At 71.4% G+C, this 23034-nt stretch carries 27 protein-coding genes and 1 pseudogene; 13 read left to right on the top strand and 15 right to left on the bottom strand.

Translation table 11 applies throughout. The annotated features are described in order from the left end of the window. Positions 1-7 precede the first annotated feature (7 nt). The 3 genes from EV186_RS34160 to dxs are packed head-to-tail and all read right to left on the bottom strand — an operon-like array spanning position 8 to position 3758. Positions 8-1120 (bottom strand): sensor histidine kinase, encoded by a 1113-nt coding sequence (locus EV186_RS34160; protein WP_133853628.1) that lies wholly within the window; start codon positions 1118-1120, stop codon positions 8-10. 7 nt (positions 1121-1127) lie between these two features. Further along, the gene (locus EV186_RS34155) at positions 1128-1805 is read right to left on the bottom strand and encodes a response regulator transcription factor (RefSeq protein ID WP_133853627.1); all 678 of its coding nucleotides are present in this window, start codon (positions 1803-1805) and stop codon (positions 1128-1130) included. 27 nt (positions 1806-1832) lie between these two features. After that, entirely contained in the window at positions 1833-3758 is a 1926-nt protein-coding gene (gene dxs / locus EV186_RS34150; protein WP_133853626.1) for a 1-deoxy-D-xylulose-5-phosphate synthase, read from the bottom strand. Positions 3759-3914: 156 nt separating this feature from the next. Between dxs and EV186_RS39675 the strand changes: the two genes are divergently transcribed. Together EV186_RS39675 and EV186_RS40625 are read left to right on the top strand one after the other, a co-directional pair. Next, the gene (locus EV186_RS39675; RefSeq protein WP_208115921.1) at positions 3915-5204 is read left to right on the top strand and encodes a hypothetical protein; all 1290 of its coding nucleotides are present in this window, start codon (positions 3915-3917) and stop codon (positions 5202-5204) included. Positions 5205-5231: 27 nt separating this feature from the next. Beyond that, entirely contained in the window at positions 5232-6083 is an 852-nt protein-coding gene (locus EV186_RS40625; protein WP_166659440.1) for a hypothetical protein, read from the top strand. A 36-nt stretch (positions 6084-6119) separates the two neighbouring features. Here EV186_RS40625 and EV186_RS34135 read toward each other — a convergent pair whose 3' ends face one another. The 4 genes from EV186_RS34135 to EV186_RS34120 are packed head-to-tail and all read right to left on the bottom strand — an operon-like array spanning position 6120 to position 10599. Beyond that, entirely contained in the window at positions 6120-6680 is a 561-nt protein-coding gene (locus tag EV186_RS34135; protein WP_133853624.1) for a TIGR03086 family metal-binding protein, read from the bottom strand. A 39-nt stretch (positions 6681-6719) separates the two neighbouring features. Continuing rightward, positions 6720-7388, bottom strand: coding sequence for an SDR family NAD(P)-dependent oxidoreductase (locus EV186_RS34130; protein WP_133853623.1), 669 nt, complete (start codon positions 7386-7388; stop codon positions 6720-6722). Further along, positions 7385-8593: a class I SAM-dependent RNA methyltransferase gene (locus EV186_RS34125; RefSeq protein ID WP_133853622.1), complete on the bottom strand. Its 1209-nt coding sequence runs from the start codon at positions 8591-8593 to the stop codon at positions 7385-7387. Before EV186_RS34125 ends, EV186_RS34130 begins: the two co-directional genes overlap by 4 nt. Further along, a complete protein-coding gene (locus EV186_RS34120) occupies positions 8590-10599 on the bottom strand; it encodes an APC family permease (protein ID WP_133853621.1) in 2010 nt (669 codons plus the stop codon). Before EV186_RS34120 ends, EV186_RS34125 begins: the two co-directional genes overlap by 4 nt. An 88-nt stretch (positions 10600-10687) precedes the next feature. Between EV186_RS34120 and EV186_RS34115 the strand changes: the two are divergent. The 4 genes and pseudogenes from EV186_RS34115 to EV186_RS34100 all read left to right on the top strand — a co-directional run. Next, positions 10688-11359 (top strand): annotated as a pseudogene (locus tag EV186_RS34115) (potassium channel family protein); the annotation flags it as partial. Beyond that, on the top strand, positions 11359-12015 hold the full coding sequence (locus EV186_RS34110) for a potassium channel family protein (protein ID WP_133853619.1): 657 nt from the start codon (positions 11359-11361) through the stop codon (positions 12013-12015). The pseudogene EV186_RS34115 and the gene EV186_RS34110, both read left to right, overlap by 1 nt. Before the next feature lie 23 nt (positions 12016-12038). Further along, positions 12039-12221, top strand: a complete 183-nt coding sequence (locus EV186_RS34105; RefSeq protein WP_166659459.1) for a hypothetical protein — start codon at positions 12039-12041, stop codon at positions 12219-12221. Next, on the top strand, positions 12218-12412 hold the full coding sequence (locus EV186_RS34100) for a GNAT family N-acetyltransferase (RefSeq protein WP_133853617.1): 195 nt from the start codon (positions 12218-12220) through the stop codon (positions 12410-12412). Before EV186_RS34105 ends, EV186_RS34100 begins: the two co-directional genes overlap by 4 nt. Here the strand turns inward: EV186_RS34100 and EV186_RS34095 are convergent. Then, positions 12409-13218 carry a DUF3159 domain-containing protein gene (locus EV186_RS34095; protein ID WP_133853616.1) on the bottom strand — a complete coding sequence of 270 codons (810 nt, stop codon included), beginning with the start codon at positions 13216-13218 and terminating at the stop codon, positions 12409-12411. The two genes, EV186_RS34100 and EV186_RS34095, sit on opposite strands and share 4 nt — an antisense overlap. Further along, on the bottom strand, positions 13215-13592 hold the full coding sequence (locus tag EV186_RS34090) for an OB-fold nucleic acid binding domain-containing protein (RefSeq protein WP_133853615.1): 378 nt from the start codon (positions 13590-13592) through the stop codon (positions 13215-13217). The genes EV186_RS34095 and EV186_RS34090 overlap by 4 nt, the downstream gene beginning before the upstream one ends. A 132-nt stretch (positions 13593-13724) precedes the next feature. On the opposite strand from EV186_RS34090, the gene EV186_RS34085 reads away from it, so the two are divergent. After that, positions 13725-14450 (top strand): alpha/beta fold hydrolase, encoded by a 726-nt coding sequence (locus EV186_RS34085; protein ID WP_133853796.1) that lies wholly within the window; start codon positions 13725-13727, stop codon positions 14448-14450. Here the strand turns inward: EV186_RS34085 and EV186_RS34080 are convergent. The 4 genes from EV186_RS34080 to dut are packed head-to-tail and all read right to left on the bottom strand — an operon-like array spanning position 14401 to position 16519. After that, positions 14401-15042 carry a LysE family translocator gene (locus EV186_RS34080; protein ID WP_133853614.1) on the bottom strand — a complete coding sequence of 214 codons (642 nt, stop codon included), beginning with the start codon at positions 15040-15042 and terminating at the stop codon, positions 14401-14403. The genes EV186_RS34085 and EV186_RS34080 overlap by 50 nt on opposite strands. A gap of 9 nt (positions 15043-15051) precedes the next feature. Further along, positions 15052-15339, bottom strand: coding sequence for an antibiotic biosynthesis monooxygenase (locus tag EV186_RS34075; RefSeq protein ID WP_133853613.1), 288 nt, complete (start codon positions 15337-15339; stop codon positions 15052-15054). Positions 15340-15344: 5 nt separating this feature from the next. Then, positions 15345-16034 (bottom strand): DUF3710 domain-containing protein, encoded by a 690-nt coding sequence (locus tag EV186_RS34070; RefSeq protein WP_133853612.1) that lies wholly within the window; start codon positions 16032-16034, stop codon positions 15345-15347. Continuing rightward, positions 16034-16519, bottom strand: a complete 486-nt coding sequence (gene dut / locus EV186_RS34065) for a dUTP diphosphatase (RefSeq protein WP_133853611.1) — start codon at positions 16517-16519, stop codon at positions 16034-16036. Before dut ends, EV186_RS34070 begins: the two co-directional genes overlap by 1 nt. A 24-nt stretch (positions 16520-16543) precedes the next feature. On the opposite strand from dut, the gene EV186_RS34060 reads away from it, so the two are divergent. Beyond that, entirely contained in the window at positions 16544-17095 is a 552-nt protein-coding gene (locus EV186_RS34060; protein WP_243754442.1) for a DUF3093 domain-containing protein, read from the top strand. A 109-nt stretch (positions 17096-17204) separates the two neighbouring features. Here the strand turns inward: EV186_RS34060 and EV186_RS34055 are convergent, their stop codons facing one another. Further along, on the bottom strand, positions 17205-17513 hold the full coding sequence (locus tag EV186_RS34055) for a DUF4193 domain-containing protein (RefSeq protein ID WP_133853609.1): 309 nt from the start codon (positions 17511-17513) through the stop codon (positions 17205-17207). Between the two features lie 515 nt (positions 17514-18028). Here EV186_RS34055 and cei point away from each other — a divergent pair. Next, positions 18029-18727: an envelope integrity protein Cei gene (gene cei, locus EV186_RS34050; protein ID WP_166659458.1), complete on the top strand. Its 699-nt coding sequence runs from the start codon at positions 18029-18031 to the stop codon at positions 18725-18727. Positions 18728-18749: 22 nt separating this feature from the next. Here cei and EV186_RS34045 read toward each other — a convergent pair whose 3' ends face one another. Beyond that, positions 18750-19571, bottom strand: coding sequence for an inositol monophosphatase family protein (locus EV186_RS34045; protein WP_133853607.1), 822 nt, complete (start codon positions 19569-19571; stop codon positions 18750-18752). A gap of 77 nt (positions 19572-19648) precedes the next feature. Between EV186_RS34045 and ppgK the strand changes: the two genes are divergently transcribed. From ppgK to EV186_RS34025, 4 genes are all read left to right on the top strand, one after another. Continuing rightward, positions 19649-20410, top strand: coding sequence for a polyphosphate--glucose phosphotransferase (gene ppgK, locus EV186_RS34040; RefSeq protein WP_133853606.1), 762 nt, complete (start codon positions 19649-19651; stop codon positions 20408-20410). A 229-nt stretch (positions 20411-20639) separates the two neighbouring features. Then, complete coding sequence (locus EV186_RS34035) at positions 20640-21962, top strand: RNA polymerase sigma factor (protein WP_133853605.1); 1323 nt, start codon at positions 20640-20642, stop codon at positions 21960-21962. Between the two features lie 512 nt (positions 21963-22474). Beyond that, positions 22475-22654, top strand: coding sequence for a DUF7455 domain-containing protein (locus tag EV186_RS34030; protein WP_133853604.1), 180 nt, complete (start codon positions 22475-22477; stop codon positions 22652-22654). Between the two features lie 147 nt (positions 22655-22801). Next, positions 22802-23020 carry a DUF5988 family protein gene (locus EV186_RS34025; protein WP_133853603.1) on the top strand — a complete coding sequence of 73 codons (219 nt, stop codon included), beginning with the start codon at positions 22802-22804 and terminating at the stop codon, positions 23018-23020. Positions 23021-23034: the final 14 nt, after the last annotated feature.

The raw sequence follows: 23034 nt of genomic DNA, 5'->3' as shown, positions 1-23034 counted from the left end.
TCGAAGGCTACGCGGGAAGCATTACGGTCACGGCCAAACCACCACCGGAGACCGGTTCGGCCACCACTTCGCCGCGGTGCGCGCTCACCACCGAGCGCACGATCGACAGGCCCAGGCCCGCCCCGCCCTGCGCGGTCCGGTCGACACCGCCACGGCGGAACGGCTCGAACAGCTCGGCCACCCGCGCCTGCTCGATCACCGGACCCGACGACGCCACCCGCAGTTGCACCGCCGGCCCGGCGGCCTCGGTCCGCACGTCGATCCAGCCGCCGGTCACGTTGTGCCGCACGGCGTTCTCGAGCAGATTGCCCGCGACCCGTTCCAGCAACGCGGGATCACCGCTGACCGGGGCGGGCGAGGTGTGCAGCGCGACCCGCAGCTCACGCGCGTCGGCCTCGCCGCGGACCGCGCGCCACGCACTGGCCACCACGTCGGCCAGGTCGACCGGTTGCGGGGGCCCGATGCCGACACCTTCGGTGCGCGCCAGCACGAGCAGCGCGTCGACGAGCTGACCGGCACGCAACGTCGCCGACCGCACCACCTCGGCCATCCGGCGCAGCTCGGCCGTGTCGGCGCCCTCGTCGGCCAGGGTGACGTCGAGCTCGGTGCGGATCACCGCCAACGGCGTGCGCAGCTCGTGGCTGGCGTTGGCGACGAACCGGCGCTGCGCGTCGAACGCGCCCTGCAGCCGGTCCAGCATCTGGTCGAAGGTGTCGGCGAGTTCGGCCAGCTCGTCGCGCGGGCCGCGGTAGGCGATCCGCTCCCCCAGCGACTCCGCGGACAGCCGTCGCGCGGTGCCGGTGATCTGGCGCAACGGCTGCAGCACGCGCCCGGTGATCGTCCACGCCAGCAGCCCGGTGGCCACCACCACGCACACGAACGCGATCGACCCGGACACCAGCACCCGCTCACGGGCCTCGTCGCGCAGCACGCCGGCCAGCTGGGTCGCGTCGACCTCGATACCGCCGACCACCACCGTGGAACCCGGTGGCAGCACCGGGACCGCGCTGGACACGCCGCCGGCGAGCAGCCAGCCGAGCCACAGCAGCAGGCCGCTGGCGATCGCCACGAGCACGGTGGCCAGCGCGGTGATCCGCCCCCGCAGGCCAGGCCGGATCACGCGGACGTCATTCTGGCGCGATCTTCCCGGCCGGCACCCGGTACCCGGAGCCGACGACCGTGTCGATGATCCCGGGCTCGCCGAGCTTCTTGCGCAAGGTCATCACTGTGACCCGCACGGTCGTGGTGAACGGGTCGGCGTTCTCGTCCCACACCCGCTCGAGCAGTTCCTCGCTGCTGACCACCGACCCGCCGGCCGACAACAGCACCTCGAGCACGCCGAACTCCTTGCGGGTCAGCTCGATCGGCGTGCCCGCCCGCGTCACCGTGCGCTTGGCCGGGTCGAGCTCGACGTCGCCCGCGACCAGCACCGGCGGCGTGACCGGGGTGGACCGCCGGGCCAGCGCCCGCACCCGGGCGACCAGCTCGGGGAACGCGAACGGCTTGGCGAGGTAGTCGTCCGCGCCGAGGGACAGGCCCTCGACGCGGTCGTCCACGCTGCCGCTCGCCGTGAGCATCAGGATCCTGGTGAGCGCGCCGGACGACACGATCTCGCGGCACAACTCGTCGCCGGACATGCCCGGCAGGTCGCGGTCGAGCACGACCACGTCGTACCGGGTGATGCTGGCCTTCTCGTGCCCGCTGTCCCCGTCCAACGCGACGTCGACGGCCATGCCCTCGCGACGCAGTCCCCTGGCGACCGCGTCGGCCAGTGGCTCCTCGTCCTCGACAACCAGAATCCGCACGACGTCTACGGTGCCACAGGCGCCAGGTCAGCGTTGATCGGGTTCGGCCGGCACGACCGGGTGGTGCACCTCGCCGAGCGTGCCGGACGCCCACTCGGTCACTTTGCGGGCGACGTCCTGGGCCGTGAGGCCGATCGCGGCGAGCACCTCCGAGCGCGTGCCGTGCTCGTGGAACCGTTGCGGGATGGCGATGTCGCGCATCGGGACGTCGACGTCGGCGTCGCGCAGCGCGGCGGCCAGCGCCCAGCCGAATCCGCCGTGGCGGCCCGAGTCCTCGACCGTGACGACCATGCGGTGCCGCGCGCTGAGGGCCACCAGGTCGGTCGGCACCGGCGCGATCCACCGGGGGTCGACGACGGTGACGCCGATGCCCTGGTCCGACAGCCGTCGGGCGGCGACGAGGGCGAGCTCGGCCAGCGCGCCGACCGCGACCAGCAACACGTCCTCGTCCTGGTCGTCGGCCGGCTTGGCCAGCACGTCGACCGCACCGACCTGTTCGACGGCCGCCACGTCCGGCCCGACGGAGGCCTTCGGGAAGCGCAGCGCGCTCGGGCCGTCCTGGATGGCGACGGCCTCGCGCAGCTCCTCGCGCAGCGTGGTCGCGTCACGCGGGGCGGCGATGTGCATGCCGGGAACCGCGCCCAGGATCGTCGTGTCCCACATGCCGTGGTGGCTCGCGCCGTCCGGGCCGGTGATGCCTGCACGGTCGAGCACGAACGTGACCGGCAGCTTGTGCAGCGCGACGTCCATCAGCACCTGGTCGAACGCGCGGTTGAGGAACGTCGAGTAGAGCGCGACCACCGGGTGCAGTCCGGCCATCGCCATGCCCGCGGCCGAGGTGACCGCGTGCTGCTCGGCGATGCCCACGTCGAAGCAACGCTCCGGGTAGCTCTGCGCGAACGGCTCGAGACCGGTGGAGCGCAGCATCGCCGCGGTGATCGCGACGAGGTCCGGCCGCTCGCCGCCCAGCTTGACCAGCTCGTCGGCGAACACCGAGGTCCAGCTCGCGCCCTTGGCCTTGGTGGGCTTGCCGGTGACGGCGTCGATCGGGTCGGTCTGGTGCATCTGGTCGATCTCGTCGTTCTCGGCGAGCGGGTAGCCCTTGCCCTTGCAGGTCACCGCGTGCACGATCACCGGCCCGCCGAAGTCGCGGGCGCGGGCGAGCGCCGCCGTCATGGCCTCCATGTCGTGGCCGTCGACCGGGCCGAAGTACTTCAGGCCGAGGTCCTCGAACATCATCTGCGGGCTGATGGCGTCCTTGATGCCGCGCTTGGCCGCGTGCAGGGCCGCGTAGATGGGCTTGCCGACGACGGGCGTGCCCTGCAGCACGCGGCGGCCACCCTCGAGCGCGCGCTCGTAGCCAGGGCGCAGGCGCAGCGTCGCGAGGTGATCGGCCAGGCCGCCGATGGTCGGCGAGTAGGAGCGGCCGTTGTCGTTGACCACGATGACCAGCGGGCGGTCGGTGCCCGAGGCGATGTTGTTCAGCGCCTCCCAGCACATGCCGCCGGTGAGCGCGCCGTCGCCGACCACGGCCACGACCGTGCGCCGCTCGCCGGCCAGCTGGAAGGCCTTGGCGAGACCGTCCGCATACGAGAGCGCGGTGGAGGCATGGCTGTTCTCGACGAGGTCGTGCTCGCTCTCGGCGCGGCTCGGGTAGCCGGAGATGCCGCCGCGCTGGCGCAGCGTGCCGAACTCGCCGCGCCGGCCGGTGAGGATCTTGTGCACGTAGGCCTGGTGGCCCACGTCGAAGATGATCGCGTCGCGCGGGGAGTCGAAGACCTTGTGGATGGCCAGGGTCAGCTCGACCACGCCCAGGTTCGGGCCGAGGTGGCCCGCGGTCCTGGTGACGGTCTCGACCAGCAGCTCTCTGATCTCGGCGGCCAGGTCGGTGAGCTGAGCCGCGCTCAGCCCCTTCACATCGGCAGGACTGTGCACGCCTTCCAGCAGCGTCACCGGATCACCTCACGTCGTCGGATGCCTTCGTTGCCCTCTTCACCGGTTGCCCGCCGTGTGCCGGTCTCGCTCCAGCATACGAGCGTGACGCTGAGTCGCCCGGCGCGGGCACTGTGCCGTCGTACACGTCGGAGTGACGCCCAATAGGGTCTAGACATGCCGATCCACGTCGAGGACATGGGCTACCAGCAGGAGGATGAGACCACCTGGGTGGACCCCGTGACCGGCGACCGGATGACGCTTCAGTACGCCGATCACGCACCGAATCTGCCCGCGCCGCTCACCGACTTGTCCCGGCTGCGTGCGGGCCTGGTCGCGCAGAGTGCCGAAGCGGGCGCGCTGATCGAGGCGCACGTGGTGACCGTGGACTCGGTGCCGGCGCTGCGGCAGATCGTGAAGCTGCCCCTTCCCGAACGGCCCGGCCAAGGCTTCGTCGCGACCCTGACTGTGCCCCGCGCGGGGTGCAGCGCGCAGCTGCGGTTCCAGGCGCTGGAGGGGCCGCAGACCGGGATCCGCGAGGCGAGCGTGCTGGCCAAGCTCGGGCCGGAGCGGTACTTCGGACCGCACCCGTACGCGCCGGACGTGCAAGCGCGGCTGCCGTGGCACCGCGGCGACGAGGCGCAGTGGGACCGGCTGTTCCCCGAACACCCGCTGAGCCGGGCGCGGGCGTGGCTGCGACGGGTGGTGGAGGCAGTGCGGCTCGAACCGGCGTTCGCCGCGCTGCCGCCGTTCGCCGGACCACCGTCGGCCGGCTCGGTGCAGACCAGCGTCGAGCCGGGGATCCCGATCGCGGGCTACCTGCCGTTGTGGCTGGAGGGCCGGGTGATGTTCTGGCGGATGGCCGAGCCGGACCTCGTGCTCGGGCGCCTGGGCACGGGTCAGCTCGCCCGGACCCAGCTGACGGACAACAACTTCCGCGAAACCCTGCTCCTCGGCGACGACGGCCGGTCGCTGACCATGCTCGGGCGCTACCCCGGCCCGGACGGCGCCCTGCCCGCCGAGGTGACCACCGTGCGGCCCGCCGCCGAGCAGGACGCCGTGGCCGCCGCCACCCCCGGCGCGGTCGCGGAGGCGTTCCGCTGGGTCGGCCGGGCCGCGGGCGCGGCCGCCGCGCGCGGCGACTACCTGGCCATCGAGCCGGGCACGCCCACCGGCGCCGACCCCGAGCCCTACTGCACGCTCGGCGTCCGCCCGGTCGGCGACGAAACCCACGCCACCATCGAGACTGCACCCGTGCCGGTCGGTGCGCCGTTCTGGTCCGACGAGCCGGGCGCGCGGATCAAGGGCCGCCGGGTCGACCTGACCGACGAGGCCGAGGTCGGCACGCAGTTCTCGGCGCTCGGCCTGCTGGCCATGTTCGCGGTCGGCACCTGGCCGCTGCACCCCCTGCGGCTTTCGTTGTCGTTCGGGCGGAATCCGCCGGTGAGCGCGCCGACCGACGGGTAGGGTTCGGGCCGGAGAGCAGGGGGCGATATGACGCAGGGGGCGTTGGAACCCGTCGAGCAGGAACGGCTGACCAGACAGCTCGGACGGGCGTTGGTGAAGGCCGCGGGCGAGGACTGGCAACGGGTGTGGGCGCAGTACCGCGCCGCGGGCAAGCACGTCGAGGCGGACCTGGTCGTGACCGGGGCCGACGGGCAGCAGCGACCGGTGCGGCCACCGCAGACGGCCATCGAGCTGTTCGGCCAGTTGCGTGGCGGGATGTACCGGCCCGAGCGGGGTACTTGGCTGTCGGCCACGTACACCGTGGAGCCCTCTGGCGGGTTCGCGGTGGACTTCGAGCCGGACGCGGAGCCCGCTTGGCGCCGGGTGCCGCCGCCCATCGGCTTCCAGGACGAGTTGCGGTGGTTTCCTCGGGCCGAGGACGCGATCCCGGAGTGGCTGAAGGTGCGGGCCGGGTTGTCGCCCACGCCTGCTGCCGGGGTCCCGGTGGTCGCCGCTGACGGCCCGGTGCCCGCTGGTGGCCCCGCCACGCCACCGCCCGGCACGCCAACTCAAGGCGCGCCGATCCCGGGCACGCCGGCTCCCGGTACGCCGATTCCCGGTACGCCGGCCCCGGGCACACCGATTCCCGGCGCCCCGTCACCAGGCGTCCCAGGCCCGGGTGCGCCAGGCCCGGCTGCGCCAGGCCCCGGCGGACCGCGCCCGGGCGCACCTGGCCCTGGCGGACCGGGACCAGGACCGCAAGGACCGCAAGGACAACCGGGATCGCCGCGACCCGCGCACGGTCCCGGACCGCAGGCACCACGCCACGGCATGCCACCGACCGGACCGATGCCCGGCCGTCCGCCGACGCCGCCACACGGCGCCCCACGCCCTTACTGAGCCCAGCCGAATCCGGGAGCAGCCCAGCGATTCCGGTCAGGGCATGCGCCTGCCCAGGTAAGCCGCGAGGCGATCGGCCGCGGTGGCATCCTCAGGCACCGGTTGCTCCTCGTCGAAGGGGACCTGGTATCGATCCACACCGGACAGTCGTTGCCGCCACACGCCCAATACGCCTTGGCACAACTCGGGTTCGAAGTCCGTGGGCTGCCCGGTCGCGACGGCCAGGTCCCAGCTGTGGACCAGCAGCTCGTTGATCCGCATGTGCACCAGGAACGCGGCCGGCTGCTCCCCCAGCGGCGTCGGCACGACCCGCTCCAGCACCCCCGGCGCCGCGAACGCGGCCCGTGCCTCGTCCACCGTGCGCGCGAAGGTTTCCGCCGGCGGCGAATCGCCCAGGTGATCGGCATTGCGGTCGGGTGGTGGGGCACCGCGGGCGGCGTTGTCAGCCATCAAGTTGCCCGCCACCAAGTGGTTCACCACAGCGCGGACATCCCAGTCCGTGCACGGCGTCGGGGCGCCGAAACCGTCAGCGGGGATCTTGTCGATCAGGCCCGCGGCCACCGCGGCGGCGCGGTCGAAGTTCTGCAGCACATCCATGCCGCGCAGGATGGCAGGGGGCACCGACAAAACCGGGAATCACCAGGGCAGCGGCCTGCCGTGCCGGAAGAAGCCGCCGGTCGGGCCGTCGTCGGGCAGGTCCACCGCCCACAGGACGCTGGCCGCGCCCTCGGCCACCGGGGCGCCGCCGGGGCCGCCCATGTCGGTCGCGATCCACCCGGGGCACACCGCGTTCACCAGGATGCGGTGCCGGCGCAGGTCGGCGGCGAGGCCGCGGGTCACCGCGTTCAGCGCGACCTTGCTGACCGCATATGCGGGCGCCGACGACCCGATGGCCGCCATCGAGCCCGCCTCGCTCGACACGTTCACGATGCGCGGGCTGGTTCCCTTGCGCAACAACGGGACCAGTGCGGTCGCGAGGCGCCAGGCACCGATCACGTTGGTCTGCCACGCCTGCTCGACGACCTCGAAGTCGGGTGAGCCGAACCGCTGCCACGTGTCGTAGTGGATCGCCGCGTTGTTGATCAGGACGTCCAGGGCGGGCAACGACTCCGCGACGCGGGCGGCGTGCGCGGGCTCGGCCACGTCCAGCTCGACCGGTACCACGTCGCCGGAAATCGTTGCGGCAGCGGTAGAAGCTTTCGCTTCGGTGCGGGCCCCGAGGTAGACCGTGTCGCCGCGGGCCGCGAGCTGGCGGGCCAGCTCGAAGCCGATCCCCCGGTTCGCCCCGGTCACGAGCACCTTCATGTCCGCTCCAGCAACGCGACGCACTCGACGTGGTGCGTCATGGGAAACGCGTCGAACGCCCGCAGCCCCGCCAGGCGGAAACCACGCTCGCCGAAGAACTTCACGTCACGGGCCAAGGCTGCCGGGTCACACGCGACGTAGACCACGCGCGACGGCGAGCGCTCGGCGATCGCGTCCACCACGACCCGGCCAGCGCCCTTGCGCGGCGGGTCGAGCACGACCACGTCCGGATCCGGCAACGAACCCGCACCCAGCACCGGTTCCACCCGCCCGGCGATCGTGCGCACCTGCGGCAGGTCGGCCAGGTTGTCCACGCCGAACTCGGCCGCCTCGCGCACCGACTCGACCGCGATCACGGTCCCCTCGGGACCGACCTGCTCGGCCAGCACACCCGCGAAGAGACCGACGCCGCTGTAGAGGTCCCATGCGCACTGGCCGGCGGCCAGGCCGGACCACGACGAGACCACTTCGGACAGCACGTCCGCCGCGTCCGGGTGCACCTGCCAGAAGCCGTGCGCCGACACCCGCCACTCCCGGCGCGCGGCCCGCTCGACGACCACCGGGTCACCGACCACCGCACGCGGGACCGCCTTGCCGCGCCGGTCCTTGCGCCACTGGGTGACGTACGTCCACTGGTCGGAGTCGACGCACACCTCGAGTTCGGTACCCGGTCGCCAGGTGCGTGAGGTCACCTGGTCGACCGTTCCCGGCGCCGCGATCGGGCACGACTCGACCGGCACCACGCGGTGCGAGTGGTGCGCGCGGAAGCCGGGCACGCCGTCGTCGTCGACGGCCAGCCGCGCCCGCGTGCGCCACTCCAGCAACCCGCCCGCCAGCTCCTCCACGTCCACATCGGACGCTTCGATGTCCAGGCCGGCCAGCCGGTGCAGCTGCTCGGCGACCACCGCGGCCTTCAACGTGCGTTGGTAGTCACCGGAAGCGTGCTGCCAGTCGCACCCGCCACAGCCGCCAGGCGCGGCGAGCGGGCACGGCGGCGTGACGCGGTGCGGCGAGGCCTCGAGCACCTCGATCGCGTCGGCCCGGCAGAACGAGCCGCCCTTGTCCTCGGTGACCAGCGCGATCACGGTCTCGCCCGGCAACGCGTGCCGCACGAACACCACTCGTCCGTCCACACGCGACACGCAGTGGCCGCCGTGGGCCACCGGGCCGACCTCGGCGGTCAGTTCCCGTCCGGTCCAGTTCATTTGCGTCGCGTCGAATCGGTGTTGAGGCCGCGCCGGACCGCGCCCGGTGCCACCACGGCCCGCTCGTGGACCTTCTGCGAGGACGCCAGCTGCCATGGCACGCTCGTCACCATCACCCCCGGCTGGAACAGCAGCCTGCCCTTGAGCCGCAACGCGCTCTGGTTGTGCAGCAACTGCTCCCACCACCTACCGACCACGTATTCGGGGATGTACACGGTGACCACGTCGCGCGGGTTGTCGGTGCGCACGCGTTTGACGTAGTCGAGCACCGGTTTGGTGATCTCCCGGTAGGGCGACTCGACGACCTTGAGCGGCACCGAGAAACTCTGTTTGTCCCACTCGGCGACCAGCCGCTTGGTGTCGCTGTCGTCCACGTTGACCGTGATCGCCTCCAGCACGTCCGGGCGGGTCGCCTTCGCGTACAGCAACGCGCGCTTGGTCGGCAGGTGCAGCTTGGACACCAGCACGATCGCGTGGTTGCGCGAGGGCATGACCACCTTCGGCTGCTCCTGCTCGAGAGCGCGCAGCTCCTCGTTCACGCGGTCGTAGTGCTTGCGGATGGCGGTCATCAACCCGAAGATCGCGACCATCGCCGCGATCGCGATCCACGCGCCGATCAGGAACTTGGTGATGAGCACGATCACCAGCACCGAGCCGGTCATGAACAGCCCGAACGCGTTGACCGCCTGCGAGCGGCGCATCCGGTGCCGGGCGGCGCCGTCGGTCTCGGTGCGCAGCAAGCGGTTCCAGTGCCGGATCATGCCGGTCTGGCTCAGCGTGAACGACACGAACACGCCCACGGTGTAGAGCGGGATCAGCCGGGTGACCTCGGCGTTGAACGCCACGACCAGCAGGATGGCGAAGCCCGCCAGGAACACGATGCCGTTGGAGAAGGCCAGCCGGTCGCCGCGGGTGTGCAGCTGGCGGGGCAGGTAGCGGTCCTGGGCGAGGATCGAGCCGAGCACCGGGAAGCCGTTGAACGCGGTGTTCGCGGCGAGGACCAGGATCAACGCCGTGACCACCGTGACGAACACGTAGCCGGGCTGGAAGCCGCTGAACACCGCGTGCGCGAGCTGCGCGACCAGGGTGTCCTGGTGGTAGCCGGCGGGCGCGTTCACCAGCTGGGTGTCCGGGTCGGACGCGAGCACCACGCCGGTCTTCTTGGCCAGGTAGATCATGCCCATGAACATGGTGACCGACATCAGGCCGAGCATCAGCAACGTGGTCGCCGCGTTGCGCGACTTCGGCTTGCGGAACGCGGGCACGCCGTTGGAGATGGCCTCGACCCCGGTCAGCGCCGCACACCCCTGGGTGAACGCACGCAGCAGCAGGAACACGAACGCGAACCCGGCGAGGTTGCTGTTCTCGGCGTGCATCTCGATGCCCGCGGACGCGGCCCGCACGTCGTCGCCCAGCAACATCGACCGGACCAGGCCCCAGCCGATCATCACGAAGATGCCCACCATGAACAGGTAGGTCGGGATGGCGAACGCCGTGCCCGATTCCCGCAGGCCGCGCAGGTTCATGGCCGTGAGCACCACGATCGCGATCACGCTGAACCCGACCTTGTGGTCGGCGATGAACGGGATGACCGCGCCGATGTTCGCGGCAGCGGACGAAATGGACACCGCGACGGTCAGCACGTAGTCGACCAGCAGGGCGCTCGCCACGGTGAGCCCGGCGGACCGGCCGAGGTTGACCGTCGCCACCTCGTAGTCGCCGCCGCCGCTGGGGTAGGCGTGCACGTTCTGCCGGTAGCTCGCGACCACCGCGAGCAGCACGACCACGATCACCAGGCCGACCCACGGCGCCAGGGTGAACGAGGCCAGCCCGGCGATGGACAGCGTCAGGAAGATCTCCTCCGGCGCGTACGCGACGCTGGACAGCGCGTCCGACGCGAACACCGGGAGGGCGATGCGCTTGGGCAGGAGGGTGTGGGCGAGCCGGTCACTGCGGAACGGCCGCCCCACCACGACCCGCTTCAGCGCGGTTGCGAGCTTGGGCACGAGTGCAGAGCGTATGCGCATCGGGGGTTGGTCAGGGACCGGCCACCGGTAGGTTGACACCAGTCGCGCCGGACCCGGGACGAGGAGGCCGTTGGTGCACGTGGTGATCATGGGCTGCGGCCGCGTGGGGTCGTCGCTCGCGGCCGCCCTGGAGCGCATCGACCACTCCGTGGCGGTGATCGACAAGGACGCCGACGCCTTCCGCAGGCTGACCAGCGAATTCCGCGGCCAGCAGGTGACGGGCATCGGCTTCGACCGGCAGGTGCTGATCGAGGCGGGCATCGAGCGGGCGGGTGCGTTCGCCGCGGTGTCCAACGGCGACAACTCCAACATCATCTCGGCCCGCGTGGCCCGGGAGACCTTCGGCGTCGAGCACGTCGTCGCGCGCATCTACGACCCCAAGCGGGCCGAGGTGTACGAGCGGCTGGGGATCCCGACCGTGCCCACGGTGCCGTGGACGACCGACCGGCTCATGCGCACGTTGCTGCCCGACGGCGTGGCGGCCGCGTGGCGCGACCCCACGGGCAAGATGGCGGTGCTGGAGCTGCCCTTCCACGAGGACTGGGTCGGGCACACCGTGCGCGAGCTGGAAGAGGCGACCGGCGCGCGGGTGGCCTTCATCATGCGGTTCGGCTCGGGCGTCCTGCCCGATGCGAAGACCGTGGTGCAGGCCGACGACCAGGTTTACGTGGCGGCCAAGTCCGGCACGGTGAGCGACATCACCAGCGCCGCGGCGCAGGCGCCGGAGGAGGGTCACTGATGCGGGTCGCGATCGCCGGCGCCGGCGCGGTCGGCCGCTCCATCGCCACGGAGCTGATCACCGGCAACCACGACGTCATGTTGATCGAGCGGGACTCCAAGCAGTTCGAGCCGCACACCGTCGAGCAGGCCGAGTGGGTGCTCGCCGACGCGTGCGAGCTCTCCTCGCTCGAGGACGCGCAGCTGCACACGTGCGACGTGGTCATCGCGGCCACCGGCGACGACAAGGTCAACCTGGTCGTGTCGCTGCTGGCCAAGACCGAGTTCGCCGTGCGCCGCGTGGTGGCCCGGGTCAACAGCCCGCACAACGAGTGGCTCTTCACCGAGGCCTGGGGCGTGGACGTCGCCGTGTCGACCCCACGCGTGCTGGCCGCGATGGTCGAGGAGGCGGTCAGCATCGGCGGGCTGGTGCAGCTGCTGACGCTGCGCCAGGGCCAGGCGAACCTGGTCGAGCTGACGCTGCCGGAGGACACCGAGCTGGCCGGCACGCCGGTGCGGGACGTCGACCTGCCCCGTGACGCGGCCCTGGTGGCCATCCTGCGCGGCGGACGAGTCATCGTGCCGCAGGCCGACGACCCGCTCGAGGGCGGCGACGAGCTGCTCTTCGTGGCTTCGGGCAACGTGGAAGGTGAGATCCGCAAGGCGTTCGGCTCCTGAGGCTCACCGACGGCGTCGTGGTCGTGCGGCCCTGGTCGGAAGCTGATCAGGCCTGCGCGGACCGCGCAGCAGCTGACGCACGCCTCGCCGAACGCCTGTGCCCGGCCGACCTCTCGCTCGCGATCGCGCGTGCGGACACCGAGGCGGCCGTGGGGCTGGTCGCCGTGCCCGCCGCGGGCTCGCCATCCGTGCCGTGTGGCTGGTGACCGGGCACGCGCTGGACGCCATGGCGGTGGCGCGGCTCGAGGCGTGGGTGCAGCCGTCGGACCACGCGGCCGCGAGCGTGCTCCGGCGCTGCGGGTTCATGCGCGAGGGGCTGCTGCGCAGCTTCCTCATCGTGGACGGCCTGCGGGTGGACGTCGCCGACCACCGCGTGTACTCGCGGCTCGCGCGCTAGCGCTCGCCGTACTTGGCGCGCAGGGCCGCCTCGATCTCCTCGTCGCTCTGGGTCTCGGCTTCGGCCTCCGCGTCGAGGGTGGCCTGCCGGGCGTCCGCCTTGCGCACGGCCCAGACGGTCGCGGCCAGCGCGACCAGCATCAGCGGGTAGCCCATGGCGAGCTTCGCGAAGGCCAGCCAGCCGGTGTAGTTGGCCTCGTAGAGCCAGTGCTGGACGATGAACCGGGCGCCGAACACCACCGTCCACACCAAGGTGGCGATGTCGTAGTAGCGCCGGGCCACCTTGTCGGCGCGCCACTTGGTGCCCTGGCCGTTGAGCGTGGACCAGATGACCCCGGCCAGCGGCCAGCGCACCAGCACCGACGCGAGGAACAAGCCGCCGTAGAGCAGGCTCGCCCAGATGCCGAACAGGAAGAAGCCCTTGGCGCTGCCGGTCCGGTAGGCGATGAACGCCGCGATGGCCACTCCGAAGAAGCCGGAGATCGCCGGCTGCAGCGGCTCCTTGCGCACCAGCCGGATCACGGTGATCAGCACCGCGCTGCCCACCGAGGCCCAGATCGCGGGCATCAGCCCGGCGAAGGCGTTGACCAGGACGAACACCACGACCGGCAGCGAGGAGTAGACGAGGCCGCTGAGGCCGCCCATCTGCTCCAGCAGCGTCTGCTGGGGTTCCTCTTCGGCGTTCGCCTTCTGCTCGGCGTGCGCGGTCTGCTCGGCGTGCTCCGCGTTGTCGGCGTCGCCCGCGTTGCCGGCGGCGTCGGTCTTGGCGGTGTGCTTCTCGGACTGTTCGGCGCCCGGAAAGGTCATGTGGCCATCTGCAACTCGTAGTAGGGGTTGTAGAGCACCTTGCGGCCGTCGCGCACCGCAAGCCTGCCCTGCACCTTGATGGTGCGGCCCGGCTCGATTCCAGGAATCCGCCGGCGACCGAGCCAGACTAGTGTCACGCCTTCCGTGCCGTCGAACAGCTCCGCCTCCAGCGAGGCGGCGGCCTCCCGGGGGCGCAGTTCGACGGTGCGCAGCCGGCCCAGGACGGTCACCTCGTCGCCACAGGCACAGTCACAGGCCCGCTGGGCCCCCTCAGCCTGGGATTGCTCGGACAGGTCGTCCGCGTCCAGCTCGTCGACATCGCTGGTCAACTTGCGGACGAGGCGTTTGAAATACCCGTCCCCCTTGGTCACCATTGTCCCGCTCCAGTACTTCGGGGGCCGGCCCCGACTCCGACCCATGCAACATCAGCGTAACCGCGCATGACCGGAACGAGTGAGGGGTCGTTGGTTGGTGTGACGCAGGAGAAATCCCCAGTTCCCACTGCGGTGTTATTGCCGGGAACCGGATCGGATGACGTGTTCGTGCGGTCGGTGTTCGCCACCGCGCTGCAGGCGCTCGGCATCCCGATCTCCACCCCGGCCCCGAAGCCGGGATCCGACCTGGTCAGGGCCCATCTGGCGGCCCTGGACGAGCACAGCGCGGACGGTCCGGTGCTGGCCGGCGGCATCTCGCTCGGGGCACACCTGGCGGCCGAATGGGCGCTGGCCAACCCCGGGCGTTGCGCGGGGCTGCTGCTGGCGTTGCCCGCGTGGACCGGCGCCCCGTCCGCCGCACCCGCGGCGCGGGCGGCGACGGCCAGCGCGGACCTGGTCCGCTCGCTCGGCCTCGCCGGGGCGTTGGACGTGTCGACCGCGGACGTGCCCGGGTGGCTGGCGACCGAGCTGCGCCGGGCCTGGACGGGTTACGGCGAGGGGCTCGCGGACGCATTGGACGCCGCGATCCGGCCCGCACCGAGCGCCGGGGAACTGGCCGGGCTCGACGTGCCCGCGGGGATCGCCGGCTTCCTCGACGACCCCGTGCACCCGATCGAGGTGGCGCGCGAGTGGGCGTCGGCGCTGCCGCGGGCGGCGCTGTGCACGACCCGGCTCACGATCGTGGGAACCGATCCGGCGGCGCTCGGCCGGGCCGCGGTGCTCGCCTGGCTGCGGGCGGGTGGGCGCGTCAGCCCTGCTCGGCAAGGGCCAGCGCTCCGCCCAGCCCGATCATCGTGAGGCCGGTGGTCAGCCGCTGACGGCGCTGCCAGTGCGGGCGGCGGCCCAGGGCCTCACCGATGCGCCCGGCGCCGAACGCGACGAGCACGTCGACCGCCGTCGCCGTCGCCACCGCGATCGCGCCGAGCAACGCGAACACGAGAATCGGGTGCGTGGTGCCCTGCTGTACGAAGTGCGGCAGGAACGCCAGGAAGAAGAGCGCGGTCTTGGGGTTGAGCAGTTCGGTCAATGCGCCCTGGCCGACCAGCCCCCGCCAGGACCGCCGCACCGGCTCGACGTCGGCGAGGACGGCGCGAACCGACGTGTCCCGGTCCAGCAACGCTCGGATGCCGAGGTAGATGAGGTAGGCGGCACCAGCCAGCTTGACCACCGTGAAGGCGGTGGCCGACGCGGCGAGCACCGCCGAGAGCCCCAGCGCCGCCGCCACGACGTGGGTCAGCGCACCGATGCTGTTGCCCAGCACCGAGTACAGGCCCGCCGTGCGCCCGCCGCGCAGGCTGCGGGCCAGGACGTAGAGGATGCCGGGACCGGGCACCAGCGCGAACACCGCGCAGGCACCCAGGAAGACCAGCCACTGGGTCGAGTCGGGCACCGGACCAGGTTACGGCGCGAGCGTGCCTTCCTCGGCGCTCACCAGCTCCGCGATCGGCGCGAAGAACGCTTGGATGGCCGGCGTGTTCGCGCCCTTCGCGCGGGAGGCCGCGTACGCCTGCGACGACTCCCAGACGACGATGTCGAGCCACTCGTCCGGGCCCAGGCGCACCAGGTCGGCACGCACGAAGCCGGCTCGGTCGGCGCGAAAGGACTCCAGCATTGCCTGGCGGGCGGCGACCAGTTCGTCGGCGCGGCCCGGGTGGGTGCGGAAACGGGTGAGTTCGACGGTGGCCACGGCGCTCAGCCCTGTTGCTGGCTGCCGGCGATGTGCTGGGCGATGGCGGGCGGCAGTTCGATCGGCAGCGGCGTGCGCACCGGCATCGGCTGGGTGCCCCGCACGACGACCGTGCCCAGCACGACGTCCCGCAGCAGCGCCACGCCCGCGTCGCCGCGGTCCACCGGGCTCACCACGACCGCGCGCAGCATCCAGCGCGGGCCGTCGATGCCGACGAACCGCAGCACCACGTCGTTGATCCACGCGGCGAGCTCGGTGCCCCACATGCCTTCGATGCGAGTCACCCGGGCGCCGTCCTTGCGCAGCTGCTCGGCGAGCTCGTTGGAGATCTCGTTCCACAGCCCGCCCGAGCGGGGCGCCGCGTAGGCGTTGACGGTGAGCTGGCCGTCCGGGGTGATGACGTGCACGGCCTTGACCGGACCGGTCGGCTCCATCTCGACCTGCAGCTGGGCGCCGTCGGGGATCGGCAGCCGCACCGAACCGAGGTCCAGCCGGCCTCGGCCGTCGTCGGGCGCCTCGTCCTCGTCGAAAGGACCGTCGGGGGTCTCGTCGAGGTCGAGCGTGCCGGAGAACTCGGCCCGGTCGTCGACCTGGTCGTAGTCGTCGTCCGAGTGGCCGCCGTAGCGCTCGTCGTACTCGGCGTAGCTCTCCTCGTCGTCCTTGCGGCGGTCACGACGTCGCCCGAACAGTGCCACTACTCCTCCGTTACCCCGTGTATGGCCAGCGAAGCGTGCCCGCCGGTCGAGCCGTACCCACCGGTGCCGCGCGTTCCGGACTCGAGCGCCGCCACGTCGTCGACCTCGACGAACACGGCGTGCTCGACCCGCTGCACCACCAGCTGCGCGATCCGGTCGCCGCGCCGCAGCTCGAGCGGCGCGACCGGGTCGTGGTTGATCAGGCAGACCCTGATCTCCCCCCGGTAGCCCGAGTCGATCGTGCCCGGGGTGTTGACCACGCTCAGCCCCGCGCGGGCGGCCAGGCCCGAACGCGGGTGCACGAACCCGGCGAAGCCGTCCGGTAACGCGATCGCGACCCCCGTGCCGACCACCGCGCGCTCGCCTGGGGCGAGCACCACGTCGGTCGTGGTCACGAGGTCCGCACCCGCGTCGCCGGGATGGGCGTACGCGGGCAGCGGCACGTCCGGGTCGATCCGGGACAACAGCACCTGCACGCTGGGCACGAGCGGCGAGACTACCCTGGAACCGTGACCGACAGCGCAGCCACGGGAGCCAGTGGCCCGCAGACCAAGCGGCAGACCGGTACCCGCTATGCCGAACGGCTCTACCTCGCCTGGTGGGGCTGGCCCTTGCCGTTGATCGCGGCGGGCCTGCTCGCCGCGGAGATCCACATGGGTTACCCCGGCGTGCGGTCGTGGCTGCCCTACGTGGTGCTCGTCCCGGCCACCGCGCTGATCATGGTGCTGCTCAGCCGGACCAGGGTCGCCGTCGCCGACGGCGAGCTGTGGGTGCTCAAGGCGCACCTTCCGCTCGAGGTCGTCGGCGAGGTCGACGTCGTGCCCGCCGAGGGCAAGCGCCACGCGCTCGGCCCCGGCCTGGACCGCAAGGCCTACGTCATGCACCGGGGCTGGGTCGGCCCGCTGCTGCGCGTGCACCTCACCGATCCCGAGGACCCGACGCCGTACTGGCTGTTCAGCACCCGGCACCCCGAACGCCTCAAGGCGGCGCTGAAGGGCCGGAGCCCAGGGGAGCCAGGCACAGTGGAGGCAGGCCCAGGGCAGGCAGGCACAGGGGAATGACCGAATGCCGCCTCGACGACCCCGGGTGCTGGTCGCGGGCGGCATTGGTCGGTGCTTCCCCAGTTTTGCGTTGTGCTCTGCTACGGCCTCACTTGACGGAGAAGATCCGTCAGGCGCAGTCGCGGCAGATGTAGAGGCCACCCGATTCCTCGGCCAGCCTGCTCCTGTGGTGCACAAGGAAGCACTTGCTGCAGGTGAACTCGTCAGCCTGCTTCGGCAGGACCTTCACGGTCAAGTCCTCACCGGACAGACCGGACAGGTCGGCGCCTGGCAGCTCGAAGTTCTCCGCCGTATCCGATTCGTCGACGTCTACGACGCCAGACTGGTTCTCGTTACGACGCGCCTTCAGCTCTTCGAGAGAGTCCTCGGCCATCTCGTCCGCCTCGCTGCGGCGAGGGGCGTCGTAGTCGGTTGCCATGTGTTGTTCACCCCGCGGTTCTACTTCAGGATGTGGGCCGTGCCGCTGGTCAACGTTCCAGGGCCCGGGTTTGTGCCCGCCAATTGCGTGACGGAGGTCTCGCAGGTCGCGTGCGCTGTCACACCCTTGCCGGTGGGGGCTCGAGAGGATCTTCGTGCGACTGGAGCGCCGAGAGGGTAGCCCATGTCGGCGCCGCGCAGGTGCGGGCTCACCCGACAGGGTGTGTTCGAGCTCGCGTCGACCCGCTGAACGCCGGAACACCGCTGGGTATCAAGGCTGTGTGGCCCCTTGCCGACCTCGGGTAACGCGTGGTGCGATGCCGTGGTGTATCACTGTCCGCGTTCACCGGGACGCGGCCGGCGATGGCGACACGCCGTGCGGGGGCACGTTTTCGGGCGGTGATCACCGCCGGGAACGCCTAGGGTGATCAGCAACGACACAAGGTGCGGGAAGGCTTGGACGGCTTCGGCCGACGAGGGAGGGGCGGGCACGTGGCGGCCGGCAGCGTGAGGCGTGTGAGCGGGGCTCCGGGGTACCGCAAACGGCGGCCTTGGCCCGCGCTCATCCTGATCCTGGTGCTGTGCGCGGTCTCCACGTTCGTGTGGTTCAAGGTGATCCACACCGAGGACGCCCGCGCGACGAAGATCACGTGCGCACCGCCCGGGCCCGCGACCGCGACGTCGACGAAGAAGAAGGACGCCAAGAAGCAGCCGCCGGCCACGCTCGGCAAGCCGCTGGACCGCGACGCGCTCGACAAGACTGCCCCGGCGCCGCCGACCACCGCGCAGGTCCGGGTGCTCAACGCCACCGACGAGCGGGGCAAGGCGAGCCAGGTCAGCTCGGTGCTGGGCGAGCTCGGCTTCACCAAGCTCCTGCCCGCGGGCAACGACCCGGTCTACGTCAACGGCGACATGAGCTGCGAGGGCCAGATCCGGTTCGGCCAGCGGGGCATGGCCGCCGCGCGCACGTTGAACCTGCTCGAGCCGTGCGCGGAGCTGATCAAGGACGACCGCACCGACGCCACCGTCGACTTCGTGGTCGGCGAGAAGTTCGGCGAGCTGCGCCCCACCCAGCAGGCCCGCAAGATGTTGCTCGATCTCACCGACTGGGCACACGGGCACCCCGCGGCGCACGGTGGCCTGCAGGACGCGCAGGGCCAGCGGTTCCAGGTCGACCCGAAGCTGATCAGCGAAGTGCAGGACGCTCGCTGCTGACCCGCTGAGCGGCCCAGATCCCCTAGATCTCGCCGAACCCGCAACGCAGCAGGGTTTCGTGCAGTTGATCCGCGATGCCCGGGGCCGCGACGAACACGGCGTCGGGACCCAGCGGCGCGTCCGCTGAGGGCAACCGGACGACCGCGCCCGCCTCCTCGGCGATCAACGCACCGGCCGCCCAGTCCCACCGGTTGAGACCGTGCTCGCAGTAGCCGTCGACCCAGCCGGCGGCCACCGCGCACAGGTCGAGCGACGCCGCGCCCGCCCGCCGGATGTCCCGCACCTCGGGCAGCAGCTTCGCCACCGCGGCCGCTTGGCGGGCCCGCCGCTCCGCCCGGTAGCCAAAGCCCGTGGCCACGAGCGAGAGCTCGAGCCGGCGCGCCGCCGACACGTGCAGTGGCGCGCCGTCCAGCGTCGCGCCCTGGCCGCGGACCGCGCTCCAGCGCCGTCCGCTGACCGGCTCGACCACGGCACCGGCCACCGACACGCCGTCGACCTGGGCGGCGACGGAGACCGCGAACCACGGGAAGCCGTAGAGGTAGTTCACCGTGCCGTCGATCGGGTCCACCACCCAGCAGACGGCACCGGGCCCGGGCTCGCCGGACGCGCCGGCCTCCTCGCCCAGGACGACCTCGCCGGGGCGCAGCCGCGCCAGCTCGTCGCGCACCAGCCGCTCGGCCGCCTTGTCCCCCGCGGTCACCACGTCGGTCTCGCTGGACTTCGTGTCGACCTCGGCGACGGCTTCGGCCCGGACCCGCGCGACGAGCTCCGCAGCGGACGACGCGACCCGCATGGCGGTCGCCGCGAGGTGGGAAAGTGCTGGATCTTCGGCTGCCACAGCCATATCCGACCACATGCGGCTATGGTCGCCGCAACACGAGCTGAATCGAACACGTACAGCAGAGGGAAAGGGAAGCCGCCATGACCGCGAGCCGTGGTTTCGGAGTCGACGTCGGCGGGTCCGGCATCAAGGGCTGCATCGTCGATCTCGACCAGGGCCAGCTCGTCGGTGAGCGCATCCGGATCCCCACCCCGCAGCCGTCCACCCCGGATGCCGTCGCGGCCGTGGTCGCGCAGATCGTCCAGGACTTCGAGTGGGACGGCCCGGTCGGCGTCACGCTGCCCGCGGTGGTCAAGAAGGGCACCGCCTACACCGCGGCCAACATCGACAAGTCCTGGCTCTACACCGACGCCGCCGCGTTGTTCGGCGACAAGCTCGGGCGGGGCGCCGAGCAGATCGTGGTGCTCAACGACGCCGACGCGGCCGGCCTCGCCGAGGTGGCCTACGGCAACGAGCAGGACCAGAAGGGCGTCGTGGTCCTGCTGACCTTCGGCACCGGCATCGGCAGCGCGTTGTTCGTCGACGGCAAGCTCATGCCCAACACCGAGTTCGGCCACATCGAGGTGGACGGCCACGACGCCGAGACCCGCGCGGCCGCGTCGGTGAAGGACGACAAGGACCTGTCCTGGGACGACTGGGCCAAGCGGGTGTCGCGCTACGTCAACGCGCTGGAGAACGTGCTCTGGCCGGACCTGATCATCGCGGGCGGGGGCGTGAGCAAGAAGGCCGACAAGTGGCTGCCCCTGCTCGACGTGCGCACCCGGGTGGTCGCCGCCGAGCTGCGCAACGACGCCGGCATCGTGGGTGCCGCGCTGGCCGCGCAACGCGGGATCGAGCACTGATCGCGGATTTCTCCCGGGATCATGATCGCGGCGTTCACCTGCTGCGATGCCGGAGGAGCCGGCTGGTCACGACTTGACCGACCCCGGCGGGTGACCCGCCGCCCCGGATTCGTCGTTACAATGGAACGGTGCCCGCGGCCCCGACCGGCCGAAGGGACCTCCCGAACTCCGGCGGCTCAGGACTCCCTGCGTTCTGTGACGCCTGTTGAACAGCTGTGAAAGGGCGTACGTGGCAGCCGCACGAACCGCAACCCGACGCTCCCCCGCCTCGGCGAGCGCCGTTGCCGAGACCGCTCCGGCCGACGAGCAGGACGACGCCAAGACCGCCGCCAAGAAGCCGGCCCGCGCGCGCAAGACGGCCGCGAAGGCTCCCGCCAAGGCCGCGCCGAAGGGTGCGAAGGCGAAGACCGCGACCAAGAACGCCGACCCGGACGCCGAGCCCACGGGCGACGGTGAGCCGGACTCGCCGGATCTCGCGGACCTGGAAGAGGTCGAGGTCGACGTCGTCGACGAGTCGGTGACCGAGGAGGAGACTCCCGAGGACACCAAGGACGAGGGCAAGGGCGACTTCGTCTGGGACGAAGAGGAGTCCGAGGCGCTGCGGCAGGCCCGCAAGGACGCCGAGCTGACCGCCTCGGCCGACTCGGTGCGCGCCTACCTTAAGCAGATCGGCAAGGTCGCGCTGCTCAACGCCGAGGAGGAGGTGGAGCTGGCCAAGCGGATCGAGGCCGGCCTCTACGCCGCCGAGCGCGTGCGCAAGGCCGAGGAGGAGAGCGAGAAGCTCCAGCCGCAGATGCGCCGCGACCTGCGCTGGATCGTCCGCGACGGCGAGCGCGCCAAGAACCACCTGCTCGAGGCCAACCTGCGCCTGGTCGTGTCGCTGGCCAAGCGCTACACCGGCCGCGGCATGGCGTTCCTGGACCTGATCCAGGAGGGCAACCTGGGTCTGATCCGCGCGGTCGAGAAGTTCGACTACACCAAGGGCTACAAGTTCTCGACGTACGCGACGTGGTGGATCCGCCAGGCCATCACCCGCGCGATGGCCGACCAGGCCCGCACCATCCGCATCCCGGTGCACATGGTCGAGGTCATCAACAAGCTCGGTCGCATCCAGCGCGAGCTGCTCCAGGACCTCGGCCGCGAGCCGACGCCGGAGGAGCTGGCGAAGGAAATGGACATCACCCCGGAGAAGGTGCTGGAGATCCAGCAGTACGCCCGGGAGCCCATCTCGCTGGACCAGACCATCGGCGACGAGGGCGACAGCCAGCTCGGTGACTTCATCGAGGACAGCGAGGCCGTGGTGGCCGTGGACGCCGTGTCGTTCACGCTGCTGCAGGACCAGCTGCAGTCGGTGCTGGCCACGCTGTCCGAGCGCGAAGCCGGTGTCGTGCGGCTGCGCTTCGGCCTCACGGACGGCCAGCCGCGGACGCTGGACGAGATCGGCCAGGTCTACGGCGTGACGCGCGAGCGCATCCGCCAGATCGAGTCGAAGACCATGTCGAAGCTGCGCCACCCGTCGCGGTCCCAGGTGCTGCGGGATTACCTGGAATAGCAAGGGTTTCCGCGAAGGCCCCGGTCCCTTGTGGACCGGGGCCTTCGTCTTGCCCGGGTCCACGTCGACCAGCCACTGTGGACGAAGTCACCGACGGTGACCGTACGGCGGTCACGGCGAGCGCTCGCGTCTCACCTAGTGGACCGCTGGGGCCCGATTACGCTCACCGCGAACACCCCCTCGGCCTGTGTCGCGGGGCACACATGCGACACGCCCGATCGCGTGTACCGCAAGGAAACAACGACCCCGAGGTCAGCGACGCCATCTATACGCGCTCGGGCCGCCGGCCACGGCATATACCACGAGATCCTGGATTCCGGGACGAGGCTTAGGACAGATGGGTTAATCACAATCGGAAGGTCAATGACGCACGGCCGGGAACAGAGACGAACGCGCGAACGTCTGCAAGAGTGGAAGGTGTGAACGCGGGGAAGCCAGGGATGGCGACCAAGCGAGCACAACCGGATGCGAGGGCATCGGGCAACCGGTGCCGGGACGGAGGGAGAACTCCGATGACAACCGCACTCACCCGCCCCGAGTTGACCGCTGCCGATCGTTGCGACCGTTGCGGCGCGGCAGCCAAGGTACGCGCGATCCTCCCGTCCGGCGGAGAGCTGCTCTTCTGCGGCCACCACGCCCGTGAGCACGAGGCACGGCTGCAGGAATTGGAAGCAGAGCTGCAGGAGGGCTAGCAGAGGTACCCAGACGACAGTGAGCGGCGGCGCCCGGCAAGGGGCCGCCGCTCACGTCGTTTAGGGGTTCTAGGGGGTTCCCGGCGGCGGCGTGGAGTTCCTACCTTCATTGAGGACGGACTTTCTCGATGAAGGAGGCCACGAGCCATGACCACCACCGACATCGTGAACGCGACGGTGACCGTTCTGCTCGCGGGCGGACCGCCCACGCTGCCCGACGCCCAGCGGATCGTGACAGTCAGCGGCGGCACCGACCGGGTGAAGCTCCGCTTCGGCGGCGGCTACGAGCACTTCGTGGACTCCGGCGAGTCGGCCGACGACCTGCGCGTGTTCCAGTGGTGCGACCGGACCGCGATCGCCGAGTGAGCGCTGCGGCGTCG

Origin of the sequence: Labedaea rhizosphaerae (assembly GCF_004362825.1) — a bacterium.
In the GTDB taxonomy this organism is placed as follows: domain Bacteria; phylum Actinomycetota; class Actinomycetes; order Mycobacteriales; family Pseudonocardiaceae; genus Labedaea; species Labedaea rhizosphaerae.
This window is presented reverse-complemented; position numbering and strand designations above follow the sequence as displayed.

Excerpts from the sequence above, each read along its gene's own strand:
- EV186_RS34055 (WP_133853609.1), bottom strand. The coding sequence starts at position 17,513 with ATGGCAACCGACTACGACGCCCCTCGCCGCAGCGAGGCGGACGAGATG.
- EV186_RS34090 (WP_133853615.1), bottom strand. The coding sequence starts at position 13,592 with ATGGTGACCAAGGGGGACGGGTATTTCAAACGCCTCGTCCGCAAGTTG.
- EV186_RS34110 (WP_133853619.1), top strand. The coding sequence starts at position 11,359 with ATGCGGGTCGCGATCGCCGGCGCCGGCGCGGTCGGCCGCTCCATCGCC.
- ppgK (WP_133853606.1), top strand. The coding sequence starts at position 19,649 with ATGACCGCGAGCCGTGGTTTCGGAGTCGACGTCGGCGGGTCCGGCATC.
- EV186_RS34095 (WP_133853616.1), bottom strand. The coding sequence starts at position 13,218 with ATGACCTTTCCGGGCGCCGAACAGTCCGAGAAGCACACCGCCAAGACC.
- EV186_RS40625 (WP_166659440.1), top strand. The coding sequence starts at position 5,232 with ATGACGCAGGGGGCGTTGGAACCCGTCGAGCAGGAACGGCTGACCAGA.
- EV186_RS34125 (WP_133853622.1), bottom strand. The coding sequence starts at position 8,593 with ATGAACTGGACCGGACGGGAACTGACCGCCGAGGTCGGCCCGGTGGCC.
- EV186_RS34030 (WP_133853604.1), top strand. The coding sequence starts at position 22,475 with ATGACAACCGCACTCACCCGCCCCGAGTTGACCGCTGCCGATCGTTGC.
- EV186_RS39675 (WP_208115921.1), top strand. The coding sequence starts at position 3,915 with ATGCCGATCCACGTCGAGGACATGGGCTACCAGCAGGAGGATGAGACC.
- EV186_RS34025 (WP_133853603.1), top strand. The coding sequence starts at position 22,802 with ATGACCACCACCGACATCGTGAACGCGACGGTGACCGTTCTGCTCGCG.
- EV186_RS34130 (WP_133853623.1), bottom strand. The coding sequence starts at position 7,388 with ATGAAGGTGCTCGTGACCGGGGCGAACCGGGGGATCGGCTTCGAGCTG.
- EV186_RS34045 (WP_133853607.1), bottom strand. The coding sequence starts at position 19,571 with ATGGCTGTGGCAGCCGAAGATCCAGCACTTTCCCACCTCGCGGCGACC.
- EV186_RS34135 (WP_133853624.1), bottom strand. The coding sequence starts at position 6,680 with ATGGATGTGCTGCAGAACTTCGACCGCGCCGCCGCGGTGGCCGCGGGC.